Annotated in this window: 26 protein-coding genes and 1 riboswitch; of the genes, 11 read left to right on the top strand and 15 right to left on the bottom strand. The window is 37.0% G+C overall.

All coding sequences use genetic code 11. The features are described 5' to 3' along the window. Positions 1–58 precede the first annotated feature (58 nt). From lpdA to ACJ2A9_RS09375, 5 genes are all read right to left on the bottom strand, one after another. On the bottom strand, positions 59–1,468 hold the full coding sequence (gene lpdA / locus ACJ2A9_RS09355; protein ID WP_441421370.1) for a dihydrolipoyl dehydrogenase: 1,410 nt from the start codon (positions 1,466–1,468) through the stop codon (positions 59–61). A gap of 4 nt (positions 1,469–1,472) precedes the next feature. After that, complete coding sequence (locus tag ACJ2A9_RS09360; RefSeq protein WP_441421371.1) at positions 1,473–2,768, bottom strand: dihydrolipoamide acetyltransferase family protein; 1,296 nt, start codon at positions 2,766–2,768, stop codon at positions 1,473–1,475. A gap of 46 nt (positions 2,769–2,814) precedes the next feature. After that, a complete protein-coding gene (locus ACJ2A9_RS09365; RefSeq protein WP_441421372.1) occupies positions 2,815–3,792 on the bottom strand; it encodes an alpha-ketoacid dehydrogenase subunit beta in 978 nt (325 codons plus the stop codon). A gap of 3 nt (positions 3,793–3,795) precedes the next feature. Beyond that, positions 3,796–4,884, bottom strand: coding sequence for a pyruvate dehydrogenase (acetyl-transferring) E1 component subunit alpha (pdhA, locus tag ACJ2A9_RS09370; RefSeq protein WP_441421373.1), 1,089 nt, complete (start codon positions 4,882–4,884; stop codon positions 3,796–3,798). A gap of 481 nt (positions 4,885–5,365) precedes the next feature. Continuing rightward, a complete protein-coding gene (locus ACJ2A9_RS09375; protein ID WP_441421374.1) occupies positions 5,366–6,022 on the bottom strand; it encodes a YkyA family protein in 657 nt (218 codons plus the stop codon). Between the two features lie 257 nt (positions 6,023–6,279). Between ACJ2A9_RS09375 and ACJ2A9_RS09380 the strand changes: the two genes are divergently transcribed. The 4 genes from ACJ2A9_RS09380 to rnjA all read left to right on the top strand — a co-directional run bounded on the left by ACJ2A9_RS09380 (position 6,280) and on the right by rnjA (position 9,534). Further along, entirely contained in the window at positions 6,280–6,444 is a 165-nt protein-coding gene (locus ACJ2A9_RS09380; RefSeq protein ID WP_441421375.1) for a YjcZ family sporulation protein, read from the top strand. A 124-nt stretch (positions 6,445–6,568) separates the two neighbouring features. After that, positions 6,569–7,108 (top strand): peptide deformylase, encoded by a 540-nt coding sequence (gene def, locus ACJ2A9_RS09385; protein ID WP_441421376.1) that lies wholly within the window; start codon positions 6,569–6,571, stop codon positions 7,106–7,108. Positions 7,109–7,653: 545 nt separating this feature from the next. After that, positions 7,654–7,863, top strand: a complete 210-nt coding sequence (locus ACJ2A9_RS09390) for a DNA-dependent RNA polymerase subunit epsilon (protein ID WP_441421465.1) — start codon at positions 7,654–7,656, stop codon at positions 7,861–7,863. Positions 7,864–7,866: 3 nt separating this feature from the next. Continuing rightward, a complete protein-coding gene (rnjA, locus tag ACJ2A9_RS09395; protein ID WP_441421377.1) occupies positions 7,867–9,534 on the top strand; it encodes a ribonuclease J1 in 1,668 nt (555 codons plus the stop codon). A 57-nt stretch (positions 9,535–9,591) separates the two neighbouring features. On the opposite strand, the gene ACJ2A9_RS09400 is transcribed toward rnjA, so the two are convergent. Both ACJ2A9_RS09400 and ACJ2A9_RS09405 read right to left on the bottom strand, forming a co-directional pair. After that, on the bottom strand, positions 9,592–10,260 hold the full coding sequence (locus ACJ2A9_RS09400; RefSeq protein WP_441421378.1) for a potassium channel family protein: 669 nt from the start codon (positions 10,258–10,260) through the stop codon (positions 9,592–9,594). 126 nt (positions 10,261–10,386) lie between these two features. Further along, positions 10,387–11,622: a peptidoglycan-binding protein gene (locus ACJ2A9_RS09405; RefSeq protein WP_441421379.1), complete on the bottom strand. Its 1,236-nt coding sequence runs from the start codon at positions 11,620–11,622 to the stop codon at positions 10,387–10,389. Positions 11,623–11,853: 231 nt separating this feature from the next. Between ACJ2A9_RS09405 and ACJ2A9_RS09410 the strand changes: the two genes are divergently transcribed. Then, entirely contained in the window at positions 11,854–12,696 is an 843-nt protein-coding gene (locus ACJ2A9_RS09410; RefSeq protein ID WP_441421380.1) for a mechanosensitive ion channel family protein, read from the top strand. A 53-nt stretch (positions 12,697–12,749) separates the two neighbouring features. On the opposite strand, the gene ACJ2A9_RS09415 is transcribed toward ACJ2A9_RS09410, so the two are convergent. The 3 genes from ACJ2A9_RS09415 to dapD form a co-directional block, all read right to left on the bottom strand. Next, positions 12,750–12,995: a YkuS family protein gene (locus ACJ2A9_RS09415; protein ID WP_441421381.1), complete on the bottom strand. Its 246-nt coding sequence runs from the start codon at positions 12,993–12,995 to the stop codon at positions 12,750–12,752. A 133-nt stretch (positions 12,996–13,128) separates the two neighbouring features. Next, positions 13,129–14,259 (bottom strand): N-acetyldiaminopimelate deacetylase, encoded by a 1,131-nt coding sequence (locus tag ACJ2A9_RS09420; RefSeq protein ID WP_441421382.1) that lies wholly within the window; start codon positions 14,257–14,259, stop codon positions 13,129–13,131. Between the two features lie 102 nt (positions 14,260–14,361). Beyond that, entirely contained in the window at positions 14,362–15,078 is a 717-nt protein-coding gene (gene dapD, locus ACJ2A9_RS09425; RefSeq protein ID WP_441421383.1) for a 2,3,4,5-tetrahydropyridine-2,6-dicarboxylate N-acetyltransferase, read from the bottom strand. A gap of 216 nt (positions 15,079–15,294) precedes the next feature. Here dapD and rraA point away from each other — a divergent pair, with 216 nt between their 5' ends. Further along, on the top strand, positions 15,295–15,777 hold the full coding sequence (gene rraA, locus ACJ2A9_RS09430) for a ribonuclease E activity regulator RraA (RefSeq protein ID WP_441421384.1): 483 nt from the start codon (positions 15,295–15,297) through the stop codon (positions 15,775–15,777). A 110-nt stretch (positions 15,778–15,887) separates the two neighbouring features. Then, positions 15,888–16,106 (top strand): protein YhfH, encoded by a 219-nt coding sequence (gene yhfH / locus ACJ2A9_RS09435; protein ID WP_441421385.1) that lies wholly within the window; start codon positions 15,888–15,890, stop codon positions 16,104–16,106. A gap of 152 nt (positions 16,107–16,258) precedes the next feature. Here yhfH and aceA read toward each other — a convergent pair whose 3' ends face one another. Then, positions 16,259–17,545, bottom strand: a complete 1,287-nt coding sequence (gene aceA, locus ACJ2A9_RS09440; protein ID WP_441421386.1) for an isocitrate lyase — start codon at positions 17,543–17,545, stop codon at positions 16,259–16,261. Between the two features lie 313 nt (positions 17,546–17,858). Continuing rightward, a riboswitch (TPP riboswitch) is annotated at positions 17,859–17,957 on the top strand. Between the two features lie 117 nt (positions 17,958–18,074). On the opposite strand from aceA, the gene ACJ2A9_RS09445 reads away from it, so the two are divergent. The 3 genes from ACJ2A9_RS09445 to ACJ2A9_RS09455 are packed head-to-tail and all read left to right on the top strand — an operon-like array spanning position 18,075 to position 20,622. Continuing rightward, positions 18,075–18,851 carry an ABC transporter ATP-binding protein gene (locus ACJ2A9_RS09445; protein WP_441421387.1) on the top strand — a complete coding sequence of 259 codons (777 nt, stop codon included), beginning with the start codon at positions 18,075–18,077 and terminating at the stop codon, positions 18,849–18,851. Next, the gene (locus ACJ2A9_RS09450) at positions 18,848–19,600 is read left to right on the top strand and encodes an ABC transporter permease (RefSeq protein ID WP_441421388.1); all 753 of its coding nucleotides are present in this window, start codon (positions 18,848–18,850) and stop codon (positions 19,598–19,600) included. The genes ACJ2A9_RS09445 and ACJ2A9_RS09450 overlap by 4 nt, the downstream gene beginning before the upstream one ends. After that, positions 19,597–20,622, top strand: coding sequence for an ABC transporter substrate-binding protein (locus ACJ2A9_RS09455; protein WP_441421389.1), 1,026 nt, complete (start codon positions 19,597–19,599; stop codon positions 20,620–20,622). The genes ACJ2A9_RS09450 and ACJ2A9_RS09455 overlap by 4 nt, the downstream gene beginning before the upstream one ends. A gap of 58 nt (positions 20,623–20,680) precedes the next feature. Here the strand turns inward: ACJ2A9_RS09455 and ACJ2A9_RS09460 are convergent, their stop codons facing one another. Further along, on the bottom strand, positions 20,681–21,292 hold the full coding sequence (locus tag ACJ2A9_RS09460; RefSeq protein WP_441421390.1) for a hypothetical protein: 612 nt from the start codon (positions 21,290–21,292) through the stop codon (positions 20,681–20,683). A 255-nt stretch (positions 21,293–21,547) separates the two neighbouring features. Further along, positions 21,548–22,774, bottom strand: a complete 1,227-nt coding sequence (locus tag ACJ2A9_RS09465; protein WP_441421391.1) for an MFS transporter — start codon at positions 22,772–22,774, stop codon at positions 21,548–21,550. Positions 22,775–22,881: 107 nt separating this feature from the next. On the opposite strand from ACJ2A9_RS09465, the gene ACJ2A9_RS09470 reads away from it, so the two are divergent. Next, positions 22,882–23,757, top strand: coding sequence for a LysR family transcriptional regulator (locus ACJ2A9_RS09470; RefSeq protein WP_441421392.1), 876 nt, complete (start codon positions 22,882–22,884; stop codon positions 23,755–23,757). On the opposite strand, the gene ACJ2A9_RS09475 is transcribed toward ACJ2A9_RS09470, so the two are convergent. Together ACJ2A9_RS09475 and ACJ2A9_RS09480 are read right to left on the bottom strand one after the other, a co-directional pair. Continuing rightward, entirely contained in the window at positions 23,754–24,605 is an 852-nt protein-coding gene (locus tag ACJ2A9_RS09475; protein ID WP_441421466.1) for an SDR family oxidoreductase, read from the bottom strand. The genes ACJ2A9_RS09470 and ACJ2A9_RS09475 overlap by 4 nt on opposite strands. Positions 24,606–24,752: 147 nt before the next feature. Next, on the bottom strand, positions 24,753–25,238 hold the full coding sequence (locus tag ACJ2A9_RS09480) for an N-acetyltransferase (RefSeq protein WP_441421393.1): 486 nt from the start codon (positions 25,236–25,238) through the stop codon (positions 24,753–24,755). Between the last annotated feature and the right edge of the window lie 17 nt (positions 25,239–25,255).

Genomic DNA, 25,255 nt, shown 5'->3' on the forward strand with positions numbered 1-25,255 from the left:
TTATATATAAAAAGAGTGAACCATATCCTGATTCACTCCTTACTTCATTATCACGTTATTATTTCACAATATGAATTGGCATACCAATCGCTACTTCTGCAGCTTCCATTGTAATTTCACCCAGTGAAGGATGTGCATGGATTGTTAATGCTATATCTTCAGCTGTCATTCCCGCTTCAATTGCTAGTCCAATTTCGGCAATCATGTCAGATGCACTTGGTCCGGCAATTTGCGCTCCTAAAACAAGACCATCTTCTTTTCTTGTAATTAGCTTCATAAATCCATCCGCATCATTTAACGATAACGCACGACCATTTGCTCCAAATGGGAACTTAGAAGCAATAACATCATAACCTGCTTCTTTCGCTTCTGCTTCATTATAGCCTACCGAAGCTAACTCAGGATCAGAGAAAACAACTGCAGGAATTGCTAAATAATCAATTTCAGACTTTTCTCCTGAAATTGCCTCTGCTGCTACTTTTCCTTCATATGACGCTTTATGAGCAAGTGCAGGCCCTTCAACAATATCGCCAATGGCAAAAATATTGTTTATACTTGTACGTCCTTGTTTATCTACTTTCACTAAACCACGATCGCTCATTTCAATTCCGACTTGCTCTAAACCAAGCTCATCAGTATTTGGTTTACGACCAACAGTGACTAATACATAATCAGCGTCGAACGTTTCCGTATTTCCTTTGATCTCTGCAGTAACCTTTACTCCGTCCGCAGCTTCCTCAACACCTTGAGCCAATGCCTCTGTATGAATGGAAACACCATTTTTCTTTAAGCGACGTGAAACAAGCGTACTCATTTGTTTTTCAAAACCTGGTAGGATCTGCTTGCTACCTTCAAGAATTACGACTTCACTGCCTAGGTTAGCATATGCTGTACCAAGTTCAATTCCAATATAACCGCCGCCAATAACGACTAATTTCTTTGGAATTTCATTTAGTGCTAATGCTCCAGTAGAAGAGATTACGCGGTCACTCCACTTAAATGCCGGAAGTTCAATCGGTCTAGAACCTGTTGCAACAATACAATTATTGAACGTATATGTTTGAGCTGAATTTTCATCCATAATACGTACTGTATTTGCATCGACAAAGTAAGCTTCACCTTTAACAATATCGACTTTGTTTCCTTTTAGTAACCCTTCTACACCGCCAGTTAGTTTTTTCGTAACAGAGCTTTTCCAAGCTTGTACCTTTGAAAAGTCAACACTAACGTTTTCTGCAGTAATTCCCATATCATCTGAATGCTTGGCATTATGATAACGGTGACCAGCAGAAATTAATGCTTTTGATGGAATACAACCAACATTTAGACATACTCCGCCTAAGCTTTCCTTTTCAACTACAGTTACTTTTTGTCCAAGCTGGGCTGCGCGGATGGCGGCAACATAGCCGCCAGGTCCGGAGCCAATGACAAGAGTATCTACTTCAATTGCAAAATCTCCTACAACCATAATTTTAAGCCTCCATTATTAATAATTGTGGATCGTTCAATAAGCGTTTAATATGATTTAGTGCATTTTGTGCCGTTGCTCCATCAATAAGACGGTGGTCAAAACTCAATGATAAGGCAAGAACTGGAGCAACAACAATTTCCCCATCACGAACAACTGGCTTTTCAGCAATACGGCCAATTCCTAAAATTGCCACTTCTGGATGGTTAATAACCGGTGTAAACCATTGACCGCCTGCAGAACCGATATTTGTAATTGTACAAGATCCTCCGCGCATTTCTTCACCTGATAACTTACCATCACGTGCTTTTGTTGCTAACTCATTGATTTCTCCTGAAATAGTAAAGATCGATTTACGATCTGCATCTTTTACAACTGGTACTAACAAGCCTTTATCCGTGTCCGCTGCAATTCCGATATTAAAGTAATGCTTATAGACAATTTCTTCATTCGCATCGTCGATCGATGCATTTAAAGTTGGATATTCACGTAATGCAGAAGTTAGTGCTTTTACTACATATGGTAAGTATGTTAATTTAATACCTTTGTCTGCAGCCACATTTTTAAACTTCTTACGATGTGCAACTAAATCTGTGACATCGACCTCATCCATTAATGTTACATGTGGTGCTGTATGTTTAGAATTAACCATTGCATTAGAAATCGCTTTACGAATGCCACTCATCTTTTCACGAGTTTCCATTTCAGCATTGGCAGGTACATATGGTTTTACTTCTTTTTTCTCTGGTGCTTTAGCAGCTGCAGTAACCTCTTGCGCTGCGTTCTCTGTCGTTTCTTGTGTTGGAGCTACATTTCCACCAGTTAAGAATTTATCAATATCTTCTTTGACAATACGTCCATTTTTCCCAGAGCCTGATACTGCTTGAATTTTGACACCTTTTTCGCGTGCATACTTACGAACGGATGGCATTGCAATCACGCGACGGCTTTCATCGATTGATTCATTACTTTCAGCAATTGTTTCAGTTTTTGCTTCTTCTTTTGCTTCTACTGGTGTTGCTTCTTCTTCTTCATGACCATGTGCTGAAGCCGGAATTTCACCATCATAATCAAAGGTAATTAATACATCTCCAACAATAGCGACTGTTCCTTCTTCAACATGAATGTCCGCTACTTTCCCATCAATTGGTGATGGAATTTCCACCACAGCTTTATCATTTTGAACCTCAAGAAGTACATCGTCCTCTTTTACTTCATCACCAGGTTTTACAAACCATTTAACAATTTCACCTTCGTGGATACCTTCACCGATATCCGGAAGCTTAAATTCATATGCCACCAAAAACGCCTCCCTTATGTTTAAAAAGAATTTAGATCATTAGTAGTTAGAAATTAATTACTTGTTTCGCTTTTTCAACAATATCTTTATGATTAGGAAGCCATACGTCTTCAGCTGAAGCAAATGGGAAAACAGTATCTGGTGCAGTTACACGTAATACCGGTGCCTCTAAGCTTAAAATCGCACGGTCATTGATTTCTGCTACAACATTAGCAGCAATCCCTGCTTGTTTTTGCGCTTCTTGAACAACAATCGCTCGATTTGTCTTCTCAACTGATTGAATGATTGTATCAATATCTAATGGACTAATCGTACGAAGGTCAATAACTTCAGCACTAATTCCCTCTTTTTCAAGTTCCTCAGCCGCTTTAAGAGAAGCATGTACCATTGCTCCATATGTAACAATGGAAATATCAGTTCCTTCACGTTTTATATCTGCTTTTCCAATTTCAATTGTGTAGTCCTCTTCAGGAACTTCGCCACGGAATGAGCGATATAATTTCATATGCTCTAAGAAGATAACCGGGTCATTATCACGAATAGCCGCTAATAATAGACCTTTTGCATCATAAGGTGTAGAAGGGATAACTACTTTTACACCTGGTGCCTGTGCTACTAACCCTTCAAGGCTATCTGCATGAAGCTCCGGTGTTTTTACTCCTCCACCAAAAGGAGAACGAATTGTAATTGGTGATGTATAACGTCCACCTGAGCGATAACGCATTCTTGCTGCTTGGGCAACAATCGAATCCATAACTTCAAAGACGAAGCCAAAGAATTGCAGCTCCATTACTGGACGAAATCCAGTTAACCCTAATCCAATTGCCAAACCGCCGATTCCAGATTCTGCAAGTGGCGTATCAAAAACTCGGTCTTCACCAAATTCGGCTTGTAATCCTTCTGTAGCACGGAATACTCCACCATTTTGTCCAACGTCTTCCCCAAACACTAAGACATTTTCATCTCTTTTTAGCTCCATTCGCATTGCTTCAGTTATTGCTTGGATCATTGTCATTTGCGCCATAGCTTATTTCGACTCCTTTGCTGTATATTCTTCCATTTGTTCACGTAAATTGTGTGGTAGCTCCTCAAACATAAACCCGATTAAATCTGTTACTTTTTGTTTTGGAGTTTCATCTGCTTTTTTAATTGCAGCTTTAATATCTTCTTTTGCTTGTTCGATCACTTTATTCTCTGCTTCTTCATTCCAAATTCCCTTGTTTTCTAAGAACTTACGGAAACGAACGAGCGGATCTTTTTGTTCCCATTGATCATCTAATTCTGAACTGCGATATCTAGTTGGATCGTCCCCAGCCATTGTATGTGGCCCATAACGGTATGTTAGAGTTTCAATTAATGTTGGTCCATTACCTTCTAGTCCACGTTCACGAGCTTCCTTCGTAGCCGCGTAAACCGCCAGCACATCCATACCATCAACTTGAACACCATGTATTCCAGCAGCTACTGCTTTTTGAGCAATTGTTTTCGCTGCAGATTGCTTTTCTACCGGAACTGAAATTGCAAAACGGTTGTTTTGAACAACGAAAATTGCTGGTGAGCGGTAAGCACCTGCAAAGTTTAATCCTTCATAGAAGTCACCTTGCGACGCACCACCATCTCCAGTATATGTGATACATACATTCTGTTTACCTTTTGCTTTTAATCCATAAGCAACTCCTGCTGCTTGGATAATTTGTGCACCGATAATAATTTGCGGCATTAACACGTTAACACCCTCTGGAATTTGACCACCGTGAAAATGTCCACGTGAGTAAAGGAATGCTTGGTATAAAGGTAACCCATGCCAAACGATTTGTGGAATATCACGATATCCAGGCAAGATCCAGTCATCCTTATCTAAAGCGTATTGCGATCCTAACATTGATGCTTCTTGTCCGGCAACTGGTGCATAGAACCCTAAACGGCCTTGACGATTTAATGAAATCGCTCTTTGGTCCCAAATTCTCGTATATACCATTCGTTTCATTAATTCTTGTAATTGCTCATCAGTTAGATCAGGCATTGCTGCTTCATTCACAACTTCACCTTGCTCATTTAAAATTTGGAATGTTTCAAATTGGTTTTCCACTTGCTCAAGTACTTTCGTTTTCTTCATTCCCGTCACCTCTTCCTTTCTATTCATCCATTTATTAAATAGCAAATATCCATGATCAAATATGCGTACTTCCCTTTATCAAAATATAATTGATACTAATAAGACCTACATTTCAAACTCATAAATAGGATAACCAGTTTCTCCATCTCAAATTACATAATGAGTTAAAGAACCGACCACACTAATTCGCTTAATAGCACATTTGACTATGTAATATTCACTCACCAACATAATACCTGTATTATTTTTTTTGTCATATAGATTAGTACAATAATTCCAATTGCTAACAGTCTACACCACCTTTCAATTTTTTGTCAACCTTTTTAATCCCTTGTCATATAAAGTTTTCACTACGATGACGGTGTTATAAAATACTCTCTCTTCCGACACAACTGTTATATAATTGATCACTCACTGTACTATATTATCAAATCTAAAAATAAAAAAGAGAGCTAACTTTTTGTTTAGCTCTCTCTACTTATTATTCAAACGAAACATTCAATGCAGCAGCTTCATAAAATTGTTTCTTATGCTCATTGTATTCCTTTGTAAATGTATTAAATTCGTCCTCCTTTTGAAAAACGTCTTTATATGCCTCGTTTATAGTGTTAATTTGGTTTTCAAGATCATTGATTTTTAACTCTTCATCCTGTAACATCTCATAAAGTTGTTTATCTAACTGGACTGAATTTGTATAACTGTCATAAAGCCGTTTGTATGACTCATACCTATGTTCCATCGTTTCATACATTGCTGCTGCTATTTCCCGAGTTTCTTCATCTTCAATGCCTGAAATTAGCTCTTCCACATGATTAAACTCTTCGAAAGCTTGCTCCAGCCGTTCTCTTTCTTCTTCTATTGTTTCTTCTCGTTTCGTAGCCAATTCAATTGCCTCTTCAGCAAGTGTTTGAATCTTGTCAATATCAGCTAAGCTGAGAACAATCATTTCTTCAAAAAGCTGATGTTCTTGTGTTTCGAAATTCATTAAAGGCTCTTGGTGTTCTTCAACTAAAGATTCAATTTCTGCAGATTGCTCAAGATGATCATATATCTTTTGTACAGGAGAAGCACTACAACCTGACAGAATTATAACAATCAATAACCATATACCAAAAATAAAAAAATACCTATGTATCAAAATAATTTCCCCCTTCATAAAACATAGCCCAATATTTAAATTATACTAATGAGCTACTATTTACAATAAAATGTAAAACAAAGTTATTTCAAAATGCTACTACTCTATTTTATTGTCATTTAGAAAAATCATGTCTAAAAAATCTCCTCCAAAATCCAATAAAATAGGCAATCATCCAACCGCTTCAAGTATAACAGCATAGTTTATTATTAAAGCCGCGAAAAAAGCGCGGTTAAATTTAAAGGAGGAATGCTGTAATGTATGGACACTGCTATGACCCTTGTGGATATGGTTACGGGGCACCTACTTCTGTAGCACCAGCAACTTATGGACCTGGTTATGGACGCGGAAGAGGCTTTGCGTTAATCGTTGTCCTATTCATCTTATTAATTATCGTTGGTGCTTCTAAAGTTAAATATTAATTTTGTCAGAAGATTCGGGTGTTGAACACATCCGTTTCTTCTCTTTTTACTTTTTTGTTATACTACATAAAAGGAACAACTATATAATTTACATAAACAGCGAAAACGTTGAGGAGTGGTAAAAATGCTTACAATGAAAGATATCATAAGGGAAGGTAACCCTATTTTACGTCAAGTTGCAAAAGAAGTTGAACTCCCACCTTCAAAAGAAGATAAAGAAACGCTCGAAAAAATGATTGAATTCTTAATTAATAGTCAGGATCCTGAAATTGCACTAAAATACAATCTCCGATCAGGTGTTGGAATTGCTGCACCCCAAATCGGGATAAGTAAACGGATGTTTGCTGTCCATTTACCTGACGAAGGGGAACAACTAACCGCTTTTGGAATGTATAATCCCCGAATCGTAAGTCACTCTGTCGAAACAACATCTTTAGAAAATGGGGAGGGTTGCCTTTCAGTTGATCGTGAAGTAACTGGATTGGTTCCTAGATTTTCCCGTATTACTGTAAAAGGTGTCGATATGAACGGTGAGGAGATTTCTCTTCGTCTACGTGGTTTCCCGGCCATCGTTTTTCAGCATGAAATTGATCATTTGAATGGTATTATGTTTTATGATCGCATTGAAGAGGATGATCCTTTTAAAAAAGCAATAAAATTATAACTATAGTATCTAAAAAAAGTGACCACAAATTGTGATCACTTTTTTTGTTTGTCTAAATCCATTCTTCGAAACCATTAATTCCCTTGTAATTAATTTATCCTTTTCTCACATACTAAGTCCAAATTAAAATTTAACGCGAATATTACAATTCATTTAATAAGGAGGGATTCAAATGCTTAAGCGCTGGAAAAAAAAATTATTAGAACACTGCAGGCATTTACTTCCTAAAAATCGTCTCGCTGAAAATTGATGGTTATCCTTCCTTCTTTAATGAGGGAAGGATTTTTTTATACTTTCCCAGATAGAAAAAGGGTAAATTTCTTATATCCATGTATCAATTCCTAAAAAAAATTCCATCATATATAATAATTAAATGCACCTGACTTTTTCCGTAAGTAAGAAAAACATGAAAAAAGATCCAAAATCCTTTATAATAAAAAAATAAAATACAAATGATCGACTATAAATTAACGTATATTAGATTAAACAATATACGTATATATGAAGTTTATCTACGTAATAAATGACTAAGGAGAGGAATTATGATGATTTTTAAAGTATTTTACCAGGAAAGTTTTGACCAAGTTCCAGTAAGGGAGCGTACAAAATCGTTATATATTGAAGCAAATACTATAAGCGAAGTACGTAAGAAGTTAGCGGATCGTCAATATAATATCGAATTCATTACAGAGCTTAGTGACGCTATGCTCGAATATGAACAACAATTAGAAGATTATGAATTGGAGAATGTATAATTTATGAAACAAGTAAAAAATAATCAAACAGCTGTTTTTGCCTTGGGAGGGTTAGGCGAAATTGGTAAAAACACTTATGCTGTCCAGTATCAAGATGAAATTATCTTAATTGATGCCGGAATTAAATTTCCAGAAGATGAATTACTAGGAATTGATTACGTCATTCCAGATTACACTTATTTAGTTAGAAACGAAGAAAAAATTAAAGGTTTATTTATCACTCACGGTCACGAGGATCATATCGGTGGTATTCCTTACTTATTAAGAGAAGTCAATATCCCTATATACGGAGGCAAACTGGCATTAGGCTTGTTAAAAGGCAAACTAGAAGAGCATGGTTTATCAAGAAAAACCACCTTACATGAGATCCATGAAGATCAAGTTATAAAATTCCAGAAAACATCAGTAACTTTCTTTAGGGTCACTCACAGTATTCCAGATGCCTATGGGATTGTCGTAAAGACACCTCCAGGAAATATCGTTCATACAGGGGATTTCAAATTCGACTTCACTCCCGTTGGTGAACCGGCAAACTTAACTAAGATGGCTCAAATAGGACAAGACGGTGTCCTTTGTTTGTTATCTGATAGTACGAACGCAGAACTGCCTGAATTTACGATGTCCGAACGTCGTGTTGGTGAAAGTATTGATACGATCTTCAGAAAGGTTGAAGGACGAATTATTTTTGCAACTTTCGCCTCAAACATCCATCGATTACAACAGGTTGTTGAATCAGCCGTTAAAAACAATCGAAAAATTGCAGTATTTGGACGAAGTATGGAATCAGCAATTACAATCGGTCAAGAGTTAGGGTATATTCAAAGTCCTAAAAATACATTTATTGATGCATCACAAATTAATAAACTACCTGACAATCAAGTCACAATTTTGTGCACAGGAAGTCAAGGGGAACCGATGGCTGCTTTATCAAGAATTGCTAATGGCACACATCGCCAAATTCAAATTATTCCTGGTGATACTGTTGTCTTTTCATCATCACCGATTCCAGGTAATACAGTGAGCGTTAGTAGAACGATAAATCAATTATACCGTGCTGGTGCAAATGTTATTCACGGTTCATTAAGTGACATTCATACATCAGGTCACGGCGGCCAAGAAGAGCAAAAGTTAATGCTCAGACTTATGAAGCCAAAGTATTTTATGCCGATTCATGGCGAATACAGGATGCTTAAAATGCATACGAAATTAGCACATGATTGCGGTGTTCCGGAAGAGAATTGTTTTATTATGGATAACGGCGAAGTTCTTGCTCTAGGAGAGAATGAAGCTGTACAATCAGGCAAAGTCCCTTCAGGCTCTGTCTATGTAGACGGTAATGGTATAGGTGATATTGGAAACATTGTATTACGCGATCGTCGGATACTTTCCGAAGAAGGCCTTGTCGTAGTCGTTGTAAGTCTAGATATGAAAGAATTTAAAGTCACAGCAGGTCCCGATATTATATCAAGAGGATTTGTCTATATGAGGGAATCTGGAGACTTAATTAATGATGCACAAAAGCTGCTTGCCAAGCACCTTCATGAAATAATGGAAAGAAAAACATCACAATGGTCGGAAATTAAAAATGAAATCACTGATGTATTAGGACCATTCCTTTATGAAAAAACAAAGCGTAAGCCGATGATTTTACCAATTATTATGGAAGTGTAAAAGATAATTACAATTTAAATAAAAGCCCAAATTGCTATTTTTCCGCAATTTGGGCTTTTAATCATCATCTAATAGTTGGTCTTCTAAACGGCTGAGATCTTTGTCATCTCCAATAACGATTAAAACATCACCAATATGAATTTTTTCATTGGCTAATGGAGATACATTAATTTCCCCCTCTCTTTTAATAGCCATTATATTACAGCCGTAATTGGCACGGATATCCAGCTCGATTAATGTCTTTCCTGCCAACCGTTTTCCAGCAACTAATTCAACAATACTATGGTTATCCGATAATTCTAAGTAATCCAAGACATTTTTGGATATAATGCTATGAGCAATCCTTACCCCCATATCACGTTCTGGATGAACGATTTTGTCTGCACCGATTTTGCTTAATACTTTTTCATGATAATCGTTTAACGCCTTAACAGTAATATGTCTTACACCTAACTCTCCCAAGATGAGCGTAGTTAATATACTCGCTTGAATATTATCACCAATCGCAACGATTACATTTTCAAAATTTCGTATCCCTAAGCTTTTCAAAGCTTTTTCATCCGTTGTATCGGCTACTACAGCGTGTGTAACAATCGACGAATACTCATCAACTCTGTCTTCATCAATATCAATCGCTAGAACTTCCATCCCTTGGCGACTAAGTTCTCTGCAAATACTGCCACCGAATCTACCTAAACCAATAACTGCAAATTGTTTTTTTTTCACTTCATTGCCCCCATTTAGTTACTATTAGGCATTTTTTCTTGTAATGAATAAAATTAAACATAAAAATTAACATTACTAATAATAAAAAGTAGGGGATATCTCATAAGTGACATCCCCATATCTTCCTTATCCAAATAATCGGTTCCAAGTTTGCGGACCGACAATGCCATCTACAGTTATCCCTTCACGCCGTTGAAAATTACGCACTGCCCGTTCAGTCATTGGACCGTACAGACCATCGACCGCTGTATTTAATGCTCTTTGCACTCTTTTTATATCCTCACCTCTTAAATAAGGAGTTTGAAGTGAAAGTAAACGTTGGTATGGAACTTGCGCCCGTGCATTAACCTTATCTAACGCCCTCCATGTCAACGGACCAACAATGCCATCTACAGTTAGATTCTGCTGCCTTTGAAAATCCCTGACACTTTGCTCTGTTTCTGGACCAAATATCCCATCAACAAGAACTCCGACTTTAATTTGGACTTCCCTAACATCTTCACCACGCATCATCGGGCGGATAAGCCGTAACAATCTTCTTGATTCACTGGCAAACTGCTCTTCACGTTCATCTGGTTCATCGGTTGGAGAGGCATGTTCTACTGTTATATTTGGATTGACCTTCCCATTTTTCAATGCCTCTCTAGTTTGAGGCCCAACGATACCATCAACTTGTATATTCACACTTCTTTGAAAACGTTGTAACGCATCAAATGTAAGGTTGCCAAAAATGCCATCAATAGGACCAGGGGAGAAACCTAACTCCTGCAGACGTTTTTGCAGTTCTTTCACATCATCACCTTGGTCTCCTCGACTTAAAAAGGTTCGTGTTCGAACTCCTGCTACGTACGTTGGTGATGGATACGATTGCCCTGGGTTAACCCCAATCTTCGTTGCTAAATCTCTTCGAAAACTAGCCATATCAATTGAAGGACAAGGTTTCCAAGAATATCCTGGGAATTCGATATGTCCCCAGACGTCCTCAACTCGTAATCCTAGCTGATCTAGTAGCATCATCGTTAATTGTAAAGTAGCTTCTTTTTGTTGAGTACTTAATGTTTGCGTTCGAAAATCACCAACCATACAAATCCCGACAGCACGACTATTACTGTTACCAACATGATAACTAATAATCTCAATATCGTGACACCAGCTTATCGTCCCATCCTTATCTACAACATAATGGTAACCGATTCCTGGCCACCCTAATTGATTTACATGATAATTAGCAAATGCTTCCGCACTTCCTGAAGTTGTTGCACTATGATGGATTGCAATATTTTTAATTGCACTTTTCGAACGGCGTCGGTAGCTATTATTTCGATGTTTCGTTAACTGTCCTCGTTTATCGATAATATTCACTCGAGATCACCTCATTATTATATATATAAACTTTGTACTCAATGGGTGCTACAGTGTGAAAATTCAGTTATTTTTTCAAAAAAAGCTGTGTTATCGTTTGATGTTGATTTTTAGCCCGTATTATTTATTTTCTAATCACTATTTGTATTTTATTTGAAAAAAAATGCGATTAAGTTTAACATGAGAAATCTAGAGGAAAATAAGAACTAAAACAGAAAGAGGAGTGCGCAAATGAACGACTGGTTACAAACAATTGCTTGGGAGGATTGGCTTACAACAGTAACTGTAATTGTATTGCAGTTGATTGGTACTGTTATTGCCTTCTATATTGTAAAAAGTATAGGGAAGCGCGTGATTTCCACGGCCTTCAAACGAATGTCTGAACAAAGGAAAGTTTCTCAAGGCCGAGTAAAAACACTTGAAAAATTAACAATGAACATTTTTTCATATGTACTCATCTTTATAGCAATCACCTTCGTTGTCGGTATTCTTGGACTAGAAATCGCTCCGCTAATAGCCGGTGCAGGAGTTGTCGGTTTAGCAATAGGCTTTGGGGCTCAAGGTTTAGTTAGTGACGTTGTTACTGGATTTTTTCTATTGCTGGAAAAACAAATTGAGGTAGATGATTACATAACAACCGGAGGCGTTGACGGGGTTGTTGAACAAGTCGGATTAAGAACAACTCAACTTCGTGGATTTGATGGTACGCTACACTTTATCCCTAATCGTGAAATTACACAAGTGAGTAACCATTCAAGAGGAAATATGAGAGCACTCGTTGATATCGGTATTTCATATGACGATAACATTGATAAAGTGATTGAAGTTCTTCAACAAGCTTGTGAACAAGTTGCATCTGAAGATCAGACGATTATCGAAGGACCTAATGTCGTCGGTGTACAGAGCTTTGGTGCTTCCGAAGTTGTAATAAGGATTATCGCAAAAACAGAAAATATGGCGCAATGGGCTGTCGAAAGGAAGCTTAGGAAAGTTATTAAGGAAACTCTTGATCAAAATGGCATCGAGATCCCATTCCCACACCAGGTTTACATTGAAAAGAAAGCACAAAATTAAACCAATCATATTAAAGAAAAGGAACAGCAAAATTTTGCTGTTCCTTTCACTTTTTATTGTTGAAGGCGGCTCTCTACTTCTTGGCAAACTTCATCTGCATTCATACCATGAGCATTAATTACTGAGCCTTTTATTTGAGCATTTTGTATCCCCATCACATTTTCATCTTGTCCAGTAATAACACAGCAGTCACAACCTTGAGCGTCATTTTCTTGCTGTAACTGCACTACATCATATCCTTTTTGTTTCAGAGCTTCTTGAACATTAGTTAACGATTGTTCTACTCCAATTTTTGGCATATCTTCCACCCCCTCTATGGTCATGTTCGCGGAGTATTCAAACGACTACTCACACGTTACTATGCCCTAAAGGTGGAAAAATATTCTTTTCTTTAATATAGAAGTAAGAATTTATAATTTTCTAAATGCCTCTTTATGACCTTGTTTTCCATTCCAAATATTTAATTAGCAATTCAATTGCTGTCGGAATGGCTTCTTCATTCGGCTCAAGCTGAGCTGAGTGCAACCCATAGTCAGCATTAACCCCTAACCAAAACATAAAGCCTGGGATCTCAGCCAAGAAGTAGCCAAAATCTTCACCAGTCATCGCTTCACGGCATTTGATCAAGTTAACCCCATCATAATGATTACAAAATTCCATAAATTCTTTTGTCAGAACTTCCTCATTATAAACTTGACAATAATTCGAACCATAATCGATCATTGCCCGGCATGAAAAACCTGCTTCAATCCCTTTTACTAATGATTCAATCCTCGTTTTGATTTTATTCATTGATTCAATTGAAAGCGTACGAATTGTTCCTTCAATCCGCGCTTCCTCAGCGATAATATTTTGCTTAGTCCCGCCTGTAATTTTTCCGATTGTGACTACACCAGAATCAAGCGGGTCAATATTTCTAGCTACAATTGTTTGTAACTGTGTAACTAAGTGACTAGCAGCAACGACCATATCATTCGCAGTATGCGGGAAAGCCGCATGCCCTCCTTTACCCTTTAAATCAATAAATAACTCAGATGTATTTGCAAATAACAACCCTTCCTTGGTTGCAATTGTCCCAACAGGGTATTCTGGAGCAATATGTAGTCCGATAATCATATCAGGTTTATTTTGTTTTAAGTAGTCACTTTCAAGCATTGGTTTTGCCCCACCCGGTCCTTCTTCTGCAGGTTGAAAAATAAATAGCAAGTCATCATTTGGCTGATTATCAGCAAAGTGTGTAAGAACACCTAATGCGATGCTCATATGAAAGTCATGGCCACATGCATGCATTTTTCCAGGATGCTTTGATTTAAATGAGTAGCTTGTATTCTCTTCAATTGGCAAACCGTCAATATCCGCGCGATAACCAATCAATCTCTTAGATTTTTTTCCTCGTACCCTTACATAAATACCCGTTTTCCATGTTTCGATTTCAATGTTTGTTTGTGGAAGTTGTCCAATATAATCAAGTAAAAATTGTTGTGTCTTTACTTCTTCAAACCCTAACTCCGGAATTTGATGAAGCCGTCTTCTTATGGCTATAAATTGATCTTCAAAGCTCATGTTTTTCTCCCTTCTCTTATTTCTTTTAAGGAATATTAAATTGCACCAGCCAGATTTATCATCCAGCTGGTGCTCTATTGCTTTTTATTGACTATTTACTTTTTAGTCATTTAAACGTCGAAGCTCTTGTTTAATCTCTGTTTTTCCTTTTGTTTTTTCATCAATTTCCTTAATAACGCGTGCCGGAGTTCCTGCAACAACCGTATTGGGTGGTACATCTTCAGTTACAATTGCACCTGCAGCTACAACTGCACCCTTTCCTACCGTTACGCCTTCAAGAACAACCGCATTTGCACCGATAACAACATCATCTTCAACAACAACAGGCTTTGCAGAAGGTGGTTCAATGACTCCAGCAAGCACAGTACCAGCACCAATATGACAGTTCTTACCTACAGTTGCTCTTCCACCTAACACAACATTCATATCAATCATAGTACCTTCACCGATAACAGCACCAATATTAATAGAAGCTCCCATCATAATTACAGCATTGTTACCAATTTCTACTTGATCACGAATAATCGCACCTGGCTCTATACGAGCTTGAATGTTTTTCATATCTAATAATGGAATTGCAGAGTTACGACGGTCATTTTCTACGACAAAATCCTCAACTTTGGCTTCATTAGCCTGAATTGCTTCTTGAATTTCACTCCATTCTCCAAAAAGCACACCAGTATTTCCAGTAATAAACGACTTTGTGTTTTCCCCGAAATTTATTCCGTCTAACTCACCTTTAATATGTACTTTTACGGGTGTAGATTTTTTACTGTTAGAAATAAATGCGATGATTTCATTTGCATCCATCATTTTCATAAAAAACTTCCTCCTTTTAATTTAAGTTTCTAATGATATCAAGTTGATTACATACGTAAGACAAGATAACATTTTATTTTTAACTGTAACAAAAGAAAAAAGAAGTGACAAGCATTTTACTTTTTGCATCTCTATTATTCACATAATAGAGGAAAATATTTGAAAATGTCGAATAAGGTATATAAATATCTTTTAATTTTTTAAGGGGGATTTAACATGCCATTTAATACAGCTGATTTGTGTGATGAGTTTACGAATCAAGTTAAGGTAGCAGAACCTATCTTTTATTCATATGGGGGAAAAAAGAAATTTTCTGGTCCTATTGCTACAGTCAAAGTCTATGAAGATAATGTCTTAGTAAAGAAAGCATTAGAAACTATACCAGAGGGAACAGTTTTAGTTGTCGATGGAGGTGGTTCACGGAAATGTGCCTTATTAGGGGATAACCTTGCTGCTATTGGTCAAAAGAGAGGTCTTGCTGGGGTCATTATCTATGGTTGCATTCGAGATTCTGCAGAAATTGCGGAAATGGAGATCGGTGTATTAGCAGTTGGAACAAACCCTTTCAAAAGCATTAAGCAAGGAAAAGGACATGAAAATATATCAATACAATTTGCCGGAATTGATTGGGTACCTGGTCATTTTGTGTATGCTGATGAGGACGGGATTTTAATTTCCGAGCAGAATTTACTTAAATAAGTTAAACATCTTAAAGTTGCCTATTTTCATAAAAATTTTATTGTAATATAACAGATTTAAATGCATATGCATATGTTATAATACAAAATAATTTTTTAGGGGGACTTTAAATGATAACTTCAAAAATAGAAAGTATGTATTGTACCGAAACACCTGGGAATGAGGAACGCTCATTTATGCACGCATCGGATTCCATTACAAGTATGAATCAGTTAAAGGTATTTCATCAGTTACCACGAAAAACATGCACTGACTGTGGTACTGAAATCATTGAACAACAAGAATCCCTTTTGTTCCAATGTGAAAAATGCTTACGTTATTGTGAATAATGATACGAATCGCTTCTTTCGCGGTTCTTTTTTTTGGCTATATGCATAAAAAAGAGGTGTTACACAGATCGTGTAACACCTTTCAAAGTCTATATCTTACGAGTTGGAGAATGAACACACATTACTAAATTAATTAGTTAACATTAAATGACTTAGCGCTTTTGGAATTGAGCTGTTTCAGTTGATCCTGCTAGTGCAGTTGTTGAAGACGTTCCACCAGATACCACTTGTGCTACTTCATCGAAATAACCAGTACCAACTTCACGTTGGTGACGAGTCGCAGTATAGCCATCTTTTTCAGCAGCAAATTCCGCTTGCTGTAATTCAGAGTAAGCACCCATACCACGAGTTTTGTAGCCACGAGCAAGTTCAAACATACTGTAATTAAGTGCATGGAAACCTGCAAGTGTAACGAATTGGAATTTATATCCCATTTTACCAAGCTCTTGTTGGTACGTTTCAATAGTTTCCTTGTCAAGATTTGCTTCCCAGTTAAATGAAGGTGAACAATTGTATGCAAGCATTTTACCTGGGAATTTAGCATGAATTGCATCTGCAAATTGTTTCGCTTCTTCAAGACTAGGCTTTGAAGTTTCACACCATACAAGATCAGCATATGGTGCATATGCTAGACCGCGAGCAATTGCTTGATCAATACCAGCCTTAGTACGATAGAACCCTTCTGGAGTACGCTCACCAGTAATGAACGGTGCATCCGTTGGATCAATATCACTTGTAATTAAATCCGCTGCATCTGCATCAGTACGTGCAACGATAAGTGTAGGTACGCCTGAAACATCGGCAGCTAACCGTGCTGATACGAGGTTACGTATAGCTGTTTGTGTTGGAATTAATACTTTACCGCCAAGATGACCACATTTCTTTTCAGATGCTAATTGGTCCTCAAAGTGAACTCCAGATGCACCAGCTTTAATCATACTTTTCATAAGCTCAAATACATTTAATTGTCCGCCAAAGCCTGCTTCAGCATCAGCTACGATTGGTGCGAAATAATCAACATCTCCTTCACCTTCCATATGCTGAATTTGATCCGCACGTTGAAGTGAGTTATTGATCCGCTCTACTACTTGCGGAACAGAGTTTGCCGGATATAAACTTTGGTCAGGATACATTTGGCCAGCAAGGTTTGCATCTGCAGCAACTTGCCATCCACTTAAATAAATCGCTTTGAGACCTGCTTTCACTTGCTGAACCGCTTGCCCGCCAGTTAATGCACCTAATGCATTTACATATGGTTCTTCATGCAGAAGGTTCCACAGTTTCTCAGATCCACGGCGAGCTAATGTATGTTCAATTTGTACAGATCCACGTAATTTCACTACATCTTCAGCAGAATAAGGACGAGTGATCCCTTCCCAACGCGAATTGTTTTCCCAGCTTTCTTGTAATTGCTTTGCTTGTTCTTGAATTGTTGACATAACATCCATCTCCTTTTAATCAATAAATGATTATTTTTTTAAATCTATAAAAATATAATACTTACAAACAATAAAATATTCATACGTAATATCGTGGTGCTCTGCAGTATCAATCTGTATTACTACAGGTTATATTTTATGAATTTATAATATAACAGGTTCCTGTTAAAAACAACCATAAATTTAAATTTTTTTAGACATTTCAAAAAGTTCTAATATTCTGATAATTATGATTAATCAGTAAACAGTAAGTTCATTGAATACAAACTTCATCTATGGTACAGTGATAATGTATTTTCATACAACTAAATAGAAGTACCACTAGGGGTGCTTTCTGGCTGAGAGAGGCATTTGCCTTAACCCTTAACCTGATCTAGTTAACACTAGCGTAGGGAAGTGGATTAATGCTGCAAGTAATACAAAAGGATACCTTCTATCCTTTCATGCATCATACATATAAACCACTCCTTACTTTAATAGAGAGTGGTTTTTTTTATTACAAATTAGAAACGAAAGAAATGAGAAAACAATGTCAAATAAATCCTTACAGTTTGATCAAGTATCATTTACTTACAAAAACAGTAAAAAGAATACTAATCTACCTGTCATTCATAATCTATCTTTCTCTATTAATGACGGTGAATTCATCTCTTTATTAGGTCCAAGTGGTTCAGGAAAAAGTACAATTTTCAGATTAATTACTGGACTAGAACAACCATCAGCAGGAAGAGTACTAATTAATAACGAGGTAATTACGGAACGCTTAGGTAAGGTTGGCTACATGCCGCAAAAGGATCTTTTATTACCTTGGCGGACAATTATCGAAAATGCTATCCTCCCGTTAGAACTAAAGGGTACAAACAAAAAAGCAGCACTGGAAATTGTACGAAAACATATGAAGGATTTTGGTTTGGAAGGTTATGAAAATAGTTATCCTTCACAATTATCTGGTGGAATGAGACAGCGTGTTGGATTTTTACGAGCCATTCTCAGTGGAACAAATGTCTTACTGCTTGATGAGCCATTTAGTGCATTAGATGCTATGACACGATTAATTATGCAGGAATGGTTGCTTGAACAATGGCAGCAATGGAGAAAAACAGTTGTATTTATTACACATGATGTGGAAGAAGCCATTTTTCTTTCTGATAAAATATTTCTATTTTCTGAAAAACCTCTCGACTCGTACAAGGAATTTGTTGTGCCATTACCACGACCGAGAGCTGTGAATGATCTCCATACAAAAGAGGTGATCCAATTAAAGCAGTGCTTACTTGAAGAGTTGCGTAAGCAGGTGAAGCTATGAAAACACTTAAATACTACAGTGGGTCTTTTCTATTACTTTGCTTTCTTTTGTTTATTTGGCAAATCGGAGCTGAAAGTTATAATAAAAAATTTATCCTCCCTACTCCAATGGATATTGCCGTGAAAATGTCTGAACTCAATGATGTATTGTTGTTTGTCCATTTTCCCGCAACATTAAATGTTGTTTTGTTTGGCTTAGCGATATCCATTACGTTTGGTGTAGGACTAGCCGTGTGGATGAATCACAGTACAATAGCTGAAAGAACATTCTTTCCAATTGTTATCGCATCTCAAACAATACCCATTATCGCCCTTGCTCCTATTTTCGTTTTGTGGTTTGATTATTCAATATGGAGCAAAGTAGTTGTAACAGTATTAATCACTTTCTTTCCAATTACTGTTAGCACCTATGATGGGCTGCGACAATCTAGTAAAGAAATTATTGATTTATTTAAGACTATGGGAGCAACAAATCAGCAAATTTTCTTTAAGGTTCAAATCCCTGCCGCTCTCCCCTACTTCTTCTCCGGCTTAAAGGTAGCTGTTACATTAAGTGTTATAGGAGCTGCTATTGGCGAATGGCTAGGAGCAAATGCTGGTCTTGGCTATTTCAGTCGGCGAATGATGACGCAATTTGATAGCGCAGGCGTGTTTGCCCCGATTGTTTGGTTGTCATTACTGGGAATAGGTTTATTCTTAATTGTTAAGCTTATAGAAAATATTTCGTTAAAATGGAGGAATTATGAATGAAAAAATTATCGCTGCTTTTAATTACAATGACCACTCTTATTATGGTGGCTGCATGTGGAGGTAATGAAACCCAACCTGATGATCCACTGCAAAATGAAGAAAGTGCAGGGGGAGATCTTACATCAGTAAGAGTTATGCTAGATTGGTATCCAAATGCTGTTCATACGTATTTATACACGGCCATTGAAGAAGGCTATTTCGAACAAGAGGGACTTGATGTTGAACTTATTTTCCCTACTAACCCTACCGATCCAATTAATCTTGCCGCTTCTGGTGGAGTGGAATTAGGGATTACGTATCAACCTGATGTGATAATGGCACGAGCAAATGATATCCCTGTTGTATCTATCGCTGCCGTTGTGAAAGAGCCACTAAACTACATGATGATTTTAGAAGATAGTGACATACAGTCACCAAAAGACCTTGAAGGAAAGGATGTTGGTTATCCTGGCATTCCTCTAAATGAGCCTCTTCTAAAAACAATGGTTGAAAATGATGGTGGGAATATTGATCAGGTAAATTTAATTGATGTTGGATTCGAATTAGGTTCCTCCATTGTTAGTGAACGAGTCGATGCTGTTATTGGAACCTTTATTAATCACGAATTCCCGGTCTTACAAAACAAAGGATATGACGTTCGTTATTTCAATCCGGCAGATTACGGTGTTCCTAATTATTATGAGCTTGTTATTGTAACAAATGATGATTATCTACTACAGAATAGAGAAGTGATTGAAGCATTCTGGCGTGCTGCTTCAAAAGGATTTGAAGATGTTAAGAACAACAGCGAAGCAGCATTAGATATCTTATTTGAAAATCAAGATCAGGCAAACTTCCCTCTCATTCGTGAAGTTGAAGAGCAAAGTCTTGGAATTCTTTTACCAAAAATGGCTACTGAAAACGAAAGCTTCGGTTCTCAAACTGAAGATGCTTGGCAGCAAACAATTGATTGGTTGTTAGAAGTAGGCCTAATTAATGAGGCTCCTGAAGTTGAAGATATTTTTGTGAATATGACTAACTAGTTATAGAATGAAAAGAAGACCTTGAGTGATCAAGATCTTCTTTTTTCATTCCATAATATTATTGTATAATAGCTTGCATTAACCAAACATATTCAATTTTACTAAATTCATCAATACTTTCAAACGTGACACTATTTTCATTTACATAGTATTCAATCATCCATAACCCGTCCATATGATTCATACCTTCGAAGTTTGGTTTACCGAAAATAGCTTTTATATCACTGCCATAAAGTTCCTCTTCCATTTGTACAGCTATCGCAACAATCCGATTATCTTCTGGATTGATAAAAAATGTACAGTCATGATACTGATAAAAATCGCCACCTTCATAGGAGCCAGTTGCAATCGGCTTGCCCCTTTGTTCTTCCAACTCTTCACGCAAGGTGCCAAGCCTTTGTTCAATAGAAAACAACCTGCCTATAGCAGCATCTTCAAGTAAAGTTTCATTAATCATTGCTGCATGAGGACGCTCTTCGTCTATTATTTCTGCATGCTGCTGATCCGACGAAAGTTCAGCTTCATAGGGGATTTCATTCCATTCATTATTTGTATCAGTATGATCTTCTTGAACGGTTTGTATCTTGGCGAATTGGAATCCATTACAACCTGATAGGATTAATAATAAACTTAGAGGCAGAACAACAGTTAACAAAAGCATTCTTTTCATTTACATCCCCTCCTTAAGAATAATCTCCTAAAAAAAACAGATTTATTAATTAAAAAATATGCGCTACAGTACCGTTTTACAAAAGAATTCTTCATCTCTTTCTAATCCCCTTTGTATATGACAAAACTAGAGATTAGTCGGCAAAAAAATGTAGAGTTTAGAATGAATTATAGTAATTTAATGCAGCATTCCTTATACACATACAAAAGACTGCACAAATTGTTGTGCAGTCTTCTCAAATTTTCTTTATAATTTTTAACGCGTTGCAGTTATTTTATCAAGTGCAGTGCTTTCTTCTTCCCGATCTATTTTGACCATTCCAACCATACAGAAGGTTGTCACAACAAGGATGAGTAATGAACCTGCTACTACCCCTGGCCAACTCCACCAGTGCCAGAAGAAACCTAAATAAAAGCTGCCGAGACTTCCTCCAAAATAATACGAGGTTAAATACAAGCCTGATGCACTTGCTTTCGCAAAGCTGGCGTGACGGCTGACCCATGAACTGGCAACGGAATGGGCAAAAAAGAAGCCGAAACAAAGTAATAATAAACCGAGAAAAATAACAAATACATTAGCAATTAAAGTTACAAGCACCGCGATCGCCATAATGCCAATTCCAATCGCTACACAATACGATTGTTTTATTGTCGAAGAAACTTTCCCAGCAACAGTAGAACTTACTGTACCAGCAATATAAGTAAGAAATAGGACACCTAATACTGTTGTTGATAAATAAAACGGTTCATCACTTAATAAGTAGGTGACAAAGTTATAAATTCCAACAAATATGAAAAAATGTAATCCGCCAATTAAATAGGCATAGCGCAGAACAGGATTTTTCAAGTGAAGCGTATAATCACGAAGCGCTCCTTTCCATTGAAAAGCCTGCGGCTGAAAATGTCTCGATGATGGGAGTAAAAAAATAAAGAGAATAAAGCAAATAATACTGACAACTCCCATGACAATAAACGCCCAACGCCAATCTAAGAGGTCAGTTACAAATCCACTTAGTAATCTTCCAGACATACCACCGATTGTATTTGCACTAATATGAACTCCTATGGCTAATGTAAGTGCCTTTACCGAAAATTCTTCACCAATATATGCCATCGCAATTGTCGGAATTCCAGCAAGGCAAGCAGCTTGAAACACTCGTAATACAATGAGTGTTTCGTAGTTCGGTACAAAAGCAATACAAAAAGTTGTCACCGTTCCTAATCCCATCGCTACTAACATAATATTCTTTCTGCCAATCGCATCTGATAATGCACTATAAACAAAAAAACAAACTCCTAATGTAAATAATGCTAATGATATCGATAGACTTGAAACAACTGGTGAGACGCCAAACTCATTCGTAAAAACTGGTAATAACGGTTGCGGGTAATATATATTTGCAAAGATTAAAAATGATGCGATACCAAGAGCAATTGTTGCTCTCCAAAACTCCTTCGTTCTTGCTTCAATCAATGTTACCATCCCTTTTACTCTTGTTTGTGTACTTATGGTATCATAAGAGATAATAATAAATAAAATATATTATTTTTATAGATATGATAACTTTTGGTTATGAGGATGATACATTTATGGAATTTAGACAATTAGAATACTTTCTTGAAGTAGCAAAAGAAAACAATTTTACAAAAGCAGCAGATAACCTCCTCGTTGCTCAACCAGCGATTAGTAAAGGAATTAAAAATCTTGAAAAAGAACTCGGGCTACAATTATTTAACCGAAGTGATAAAAAAATTACGTTAACAGCTGAAGGACAAGTTTTTATTCACCATGCAAAAACAATCGTTGATCAAGTGAAAAATGCTAAGCTTGAAATGGAAGAATTACGAGGATTAGAAAAAGGAGTCGTCAATATCGGACTCCCTTCAATGGCTGGCTCTTACTTTTTTCCAAAAATCATTGTTGATTTCAAACGAAAATTCCCCCATATCACGATATCAATCTATGAAGCTGGTGCAAAACAGATTCAAACAATGATCGAGCAAGGCAAAATAGATATGGGAGCAATTGTCTTAGATGATACGACAAACCACTTAGACACCATTCCCTTTTTGAAAGAAGAAATGGTCGTATGTCTACCATCGACACATCCATTAGCAACACAATCATCAATTTCCTATGAGCAGCTGGCCCTTGAACCACTTGTTCTCTTTAAAGAAGGTTATTTTCAACGTGATATCGTAGCAGAGGTAAGTCACCGAACAGGTCTTGCGCCAAACATCACTTTCGAGACAAACCAAATATCACTAACAAAATCACTCACTCGCAGAGGCTTAGGAATTACATTATTTTTAAAAATGGTGATTGACGATGATCCAGATCTTGTTCCGATTTCACTTGATCCAGCTGTTCACATTACCTTAGCAGTCGCTTGGAAAAAGAACGCGTACCTTTCAAAAGCTAACCAAGCTTTTATTGATTTTCTCGTTCAACGGATGCGACTCTAACTAAGTTTCTTAATTGATGATTGTATGATTTTGTCCCAAATAAACGCTGGTGCAAGTGTTTTTATAACTAAACCAAAACGAAGTCCTCTACCGATTAAATATCGAAGCTTCGGCCTTTTTACCGTAGCGACTTTAACGATTAATTTTGCCACTTGCTGTGGGTTTTGGAGTTGATCCTTTTGTTGATCAAGGTGCCTGTCCATTTTCCCCATCATTTCACGATAAGGAGAGGTTTGTTCATTTGCCTTCTCGGCAACTTTTTTTCCGGATGTCCAAATATTCGTTTGATAAGAGCCCGGTTCTATTAAACTAACATCAATTCCAAATGGTTTTACCTCTTGACGAAGGCTCTCGCTATAACCTTCAAGAGCATGTTTCGATGATACATAAGGAGAAAGTCCAGGAAATCCTACCCGGCCGCTAATACTACTTATATTGATAATTCTGCCTCTACTTTCTTTCCGCATATATGGAAGAACAGCATTTGTTACCGCTATGACACCAAAGACATTCGTCTCAAACTGTTGCTTCCATTCTCCAATCGATATATCCTCCGCAAAACCACCAAGCGCAAACCCAGCATTATTAACTAATACATCGATTTTACCAAATTGCTGTATAATCTGTTCAATCCTTTTATCAAGCAGATGAAATTCGGTAACATCTAATGAAAACGTATGAATATATGCAGCTACACCTTCAAGTTTTGCCTTATTAATGAGGTTATTTTCTTTGGTCATATCACGCATTGTAGCAACAACTGTAAATCCATTCTTCGCAAACTCTATTGCTGTTATTAAACCAAAGCCACTTGAAGCACCTGTTATTAATACTACACGATTTGAAATATTCACATCATGTACCACCTTTCAGTTACAAAACTAGTACTATCGTAAGTACATAATCTATTATCCAAATAAGCATATTAAAATCCTGAAAAAAAAAAGCTAGCATTATCCAACATGATAATGCTAGCTCCTTTCGTCTTTAAATTCTTAGCCATTCACTACTTTAACTAATTCATGTTGAGGAACATACACTACCATTGCCGTCTCATCACATGCTGGAAATTTCGGACAGTTAATACAGTCCTTCCATACTTTTTGTGGCATTGTTTCTTTTTCTACAATTGTAAATCCACAGCGTTTAAAGAACTCAACCTGATAAGTGAGGGAGAGAAGCTGTTCAATTTCAAGCTTCGCTGTTTCCTTCATAATATGGTTAACTAATTGCTTTCCAATCCCTTTTCCTGCGTGTTCAGGAGCAACAACTAATGAACGGATTTCCGCTAAATTTTTCCCTAGTATATGCAAACCCGCAACACCAACTATTTCTTGCTCGACCGTAACAACATACAACGACTGCAAGTTTTCATAGATAGATGCATGCGTCCGCTCTAATAACTTTCCTTCTTTTGCATAAATATCAATTAAATGATAGATTGTATCAACATCGCTCATCACTGCTTTTCGAATGTTCATTAGTCTTTTCTCCTTTA

It is taken from the genome of Anaerobacillus sp. MEB173, from assembly GCF_052119505.1.
In the GTDB taxonomy this organism is placed as follows: Bacteria; Bacillota; Bacilli; order Bacillales; family JBJMAU01; genus JBJMAU01.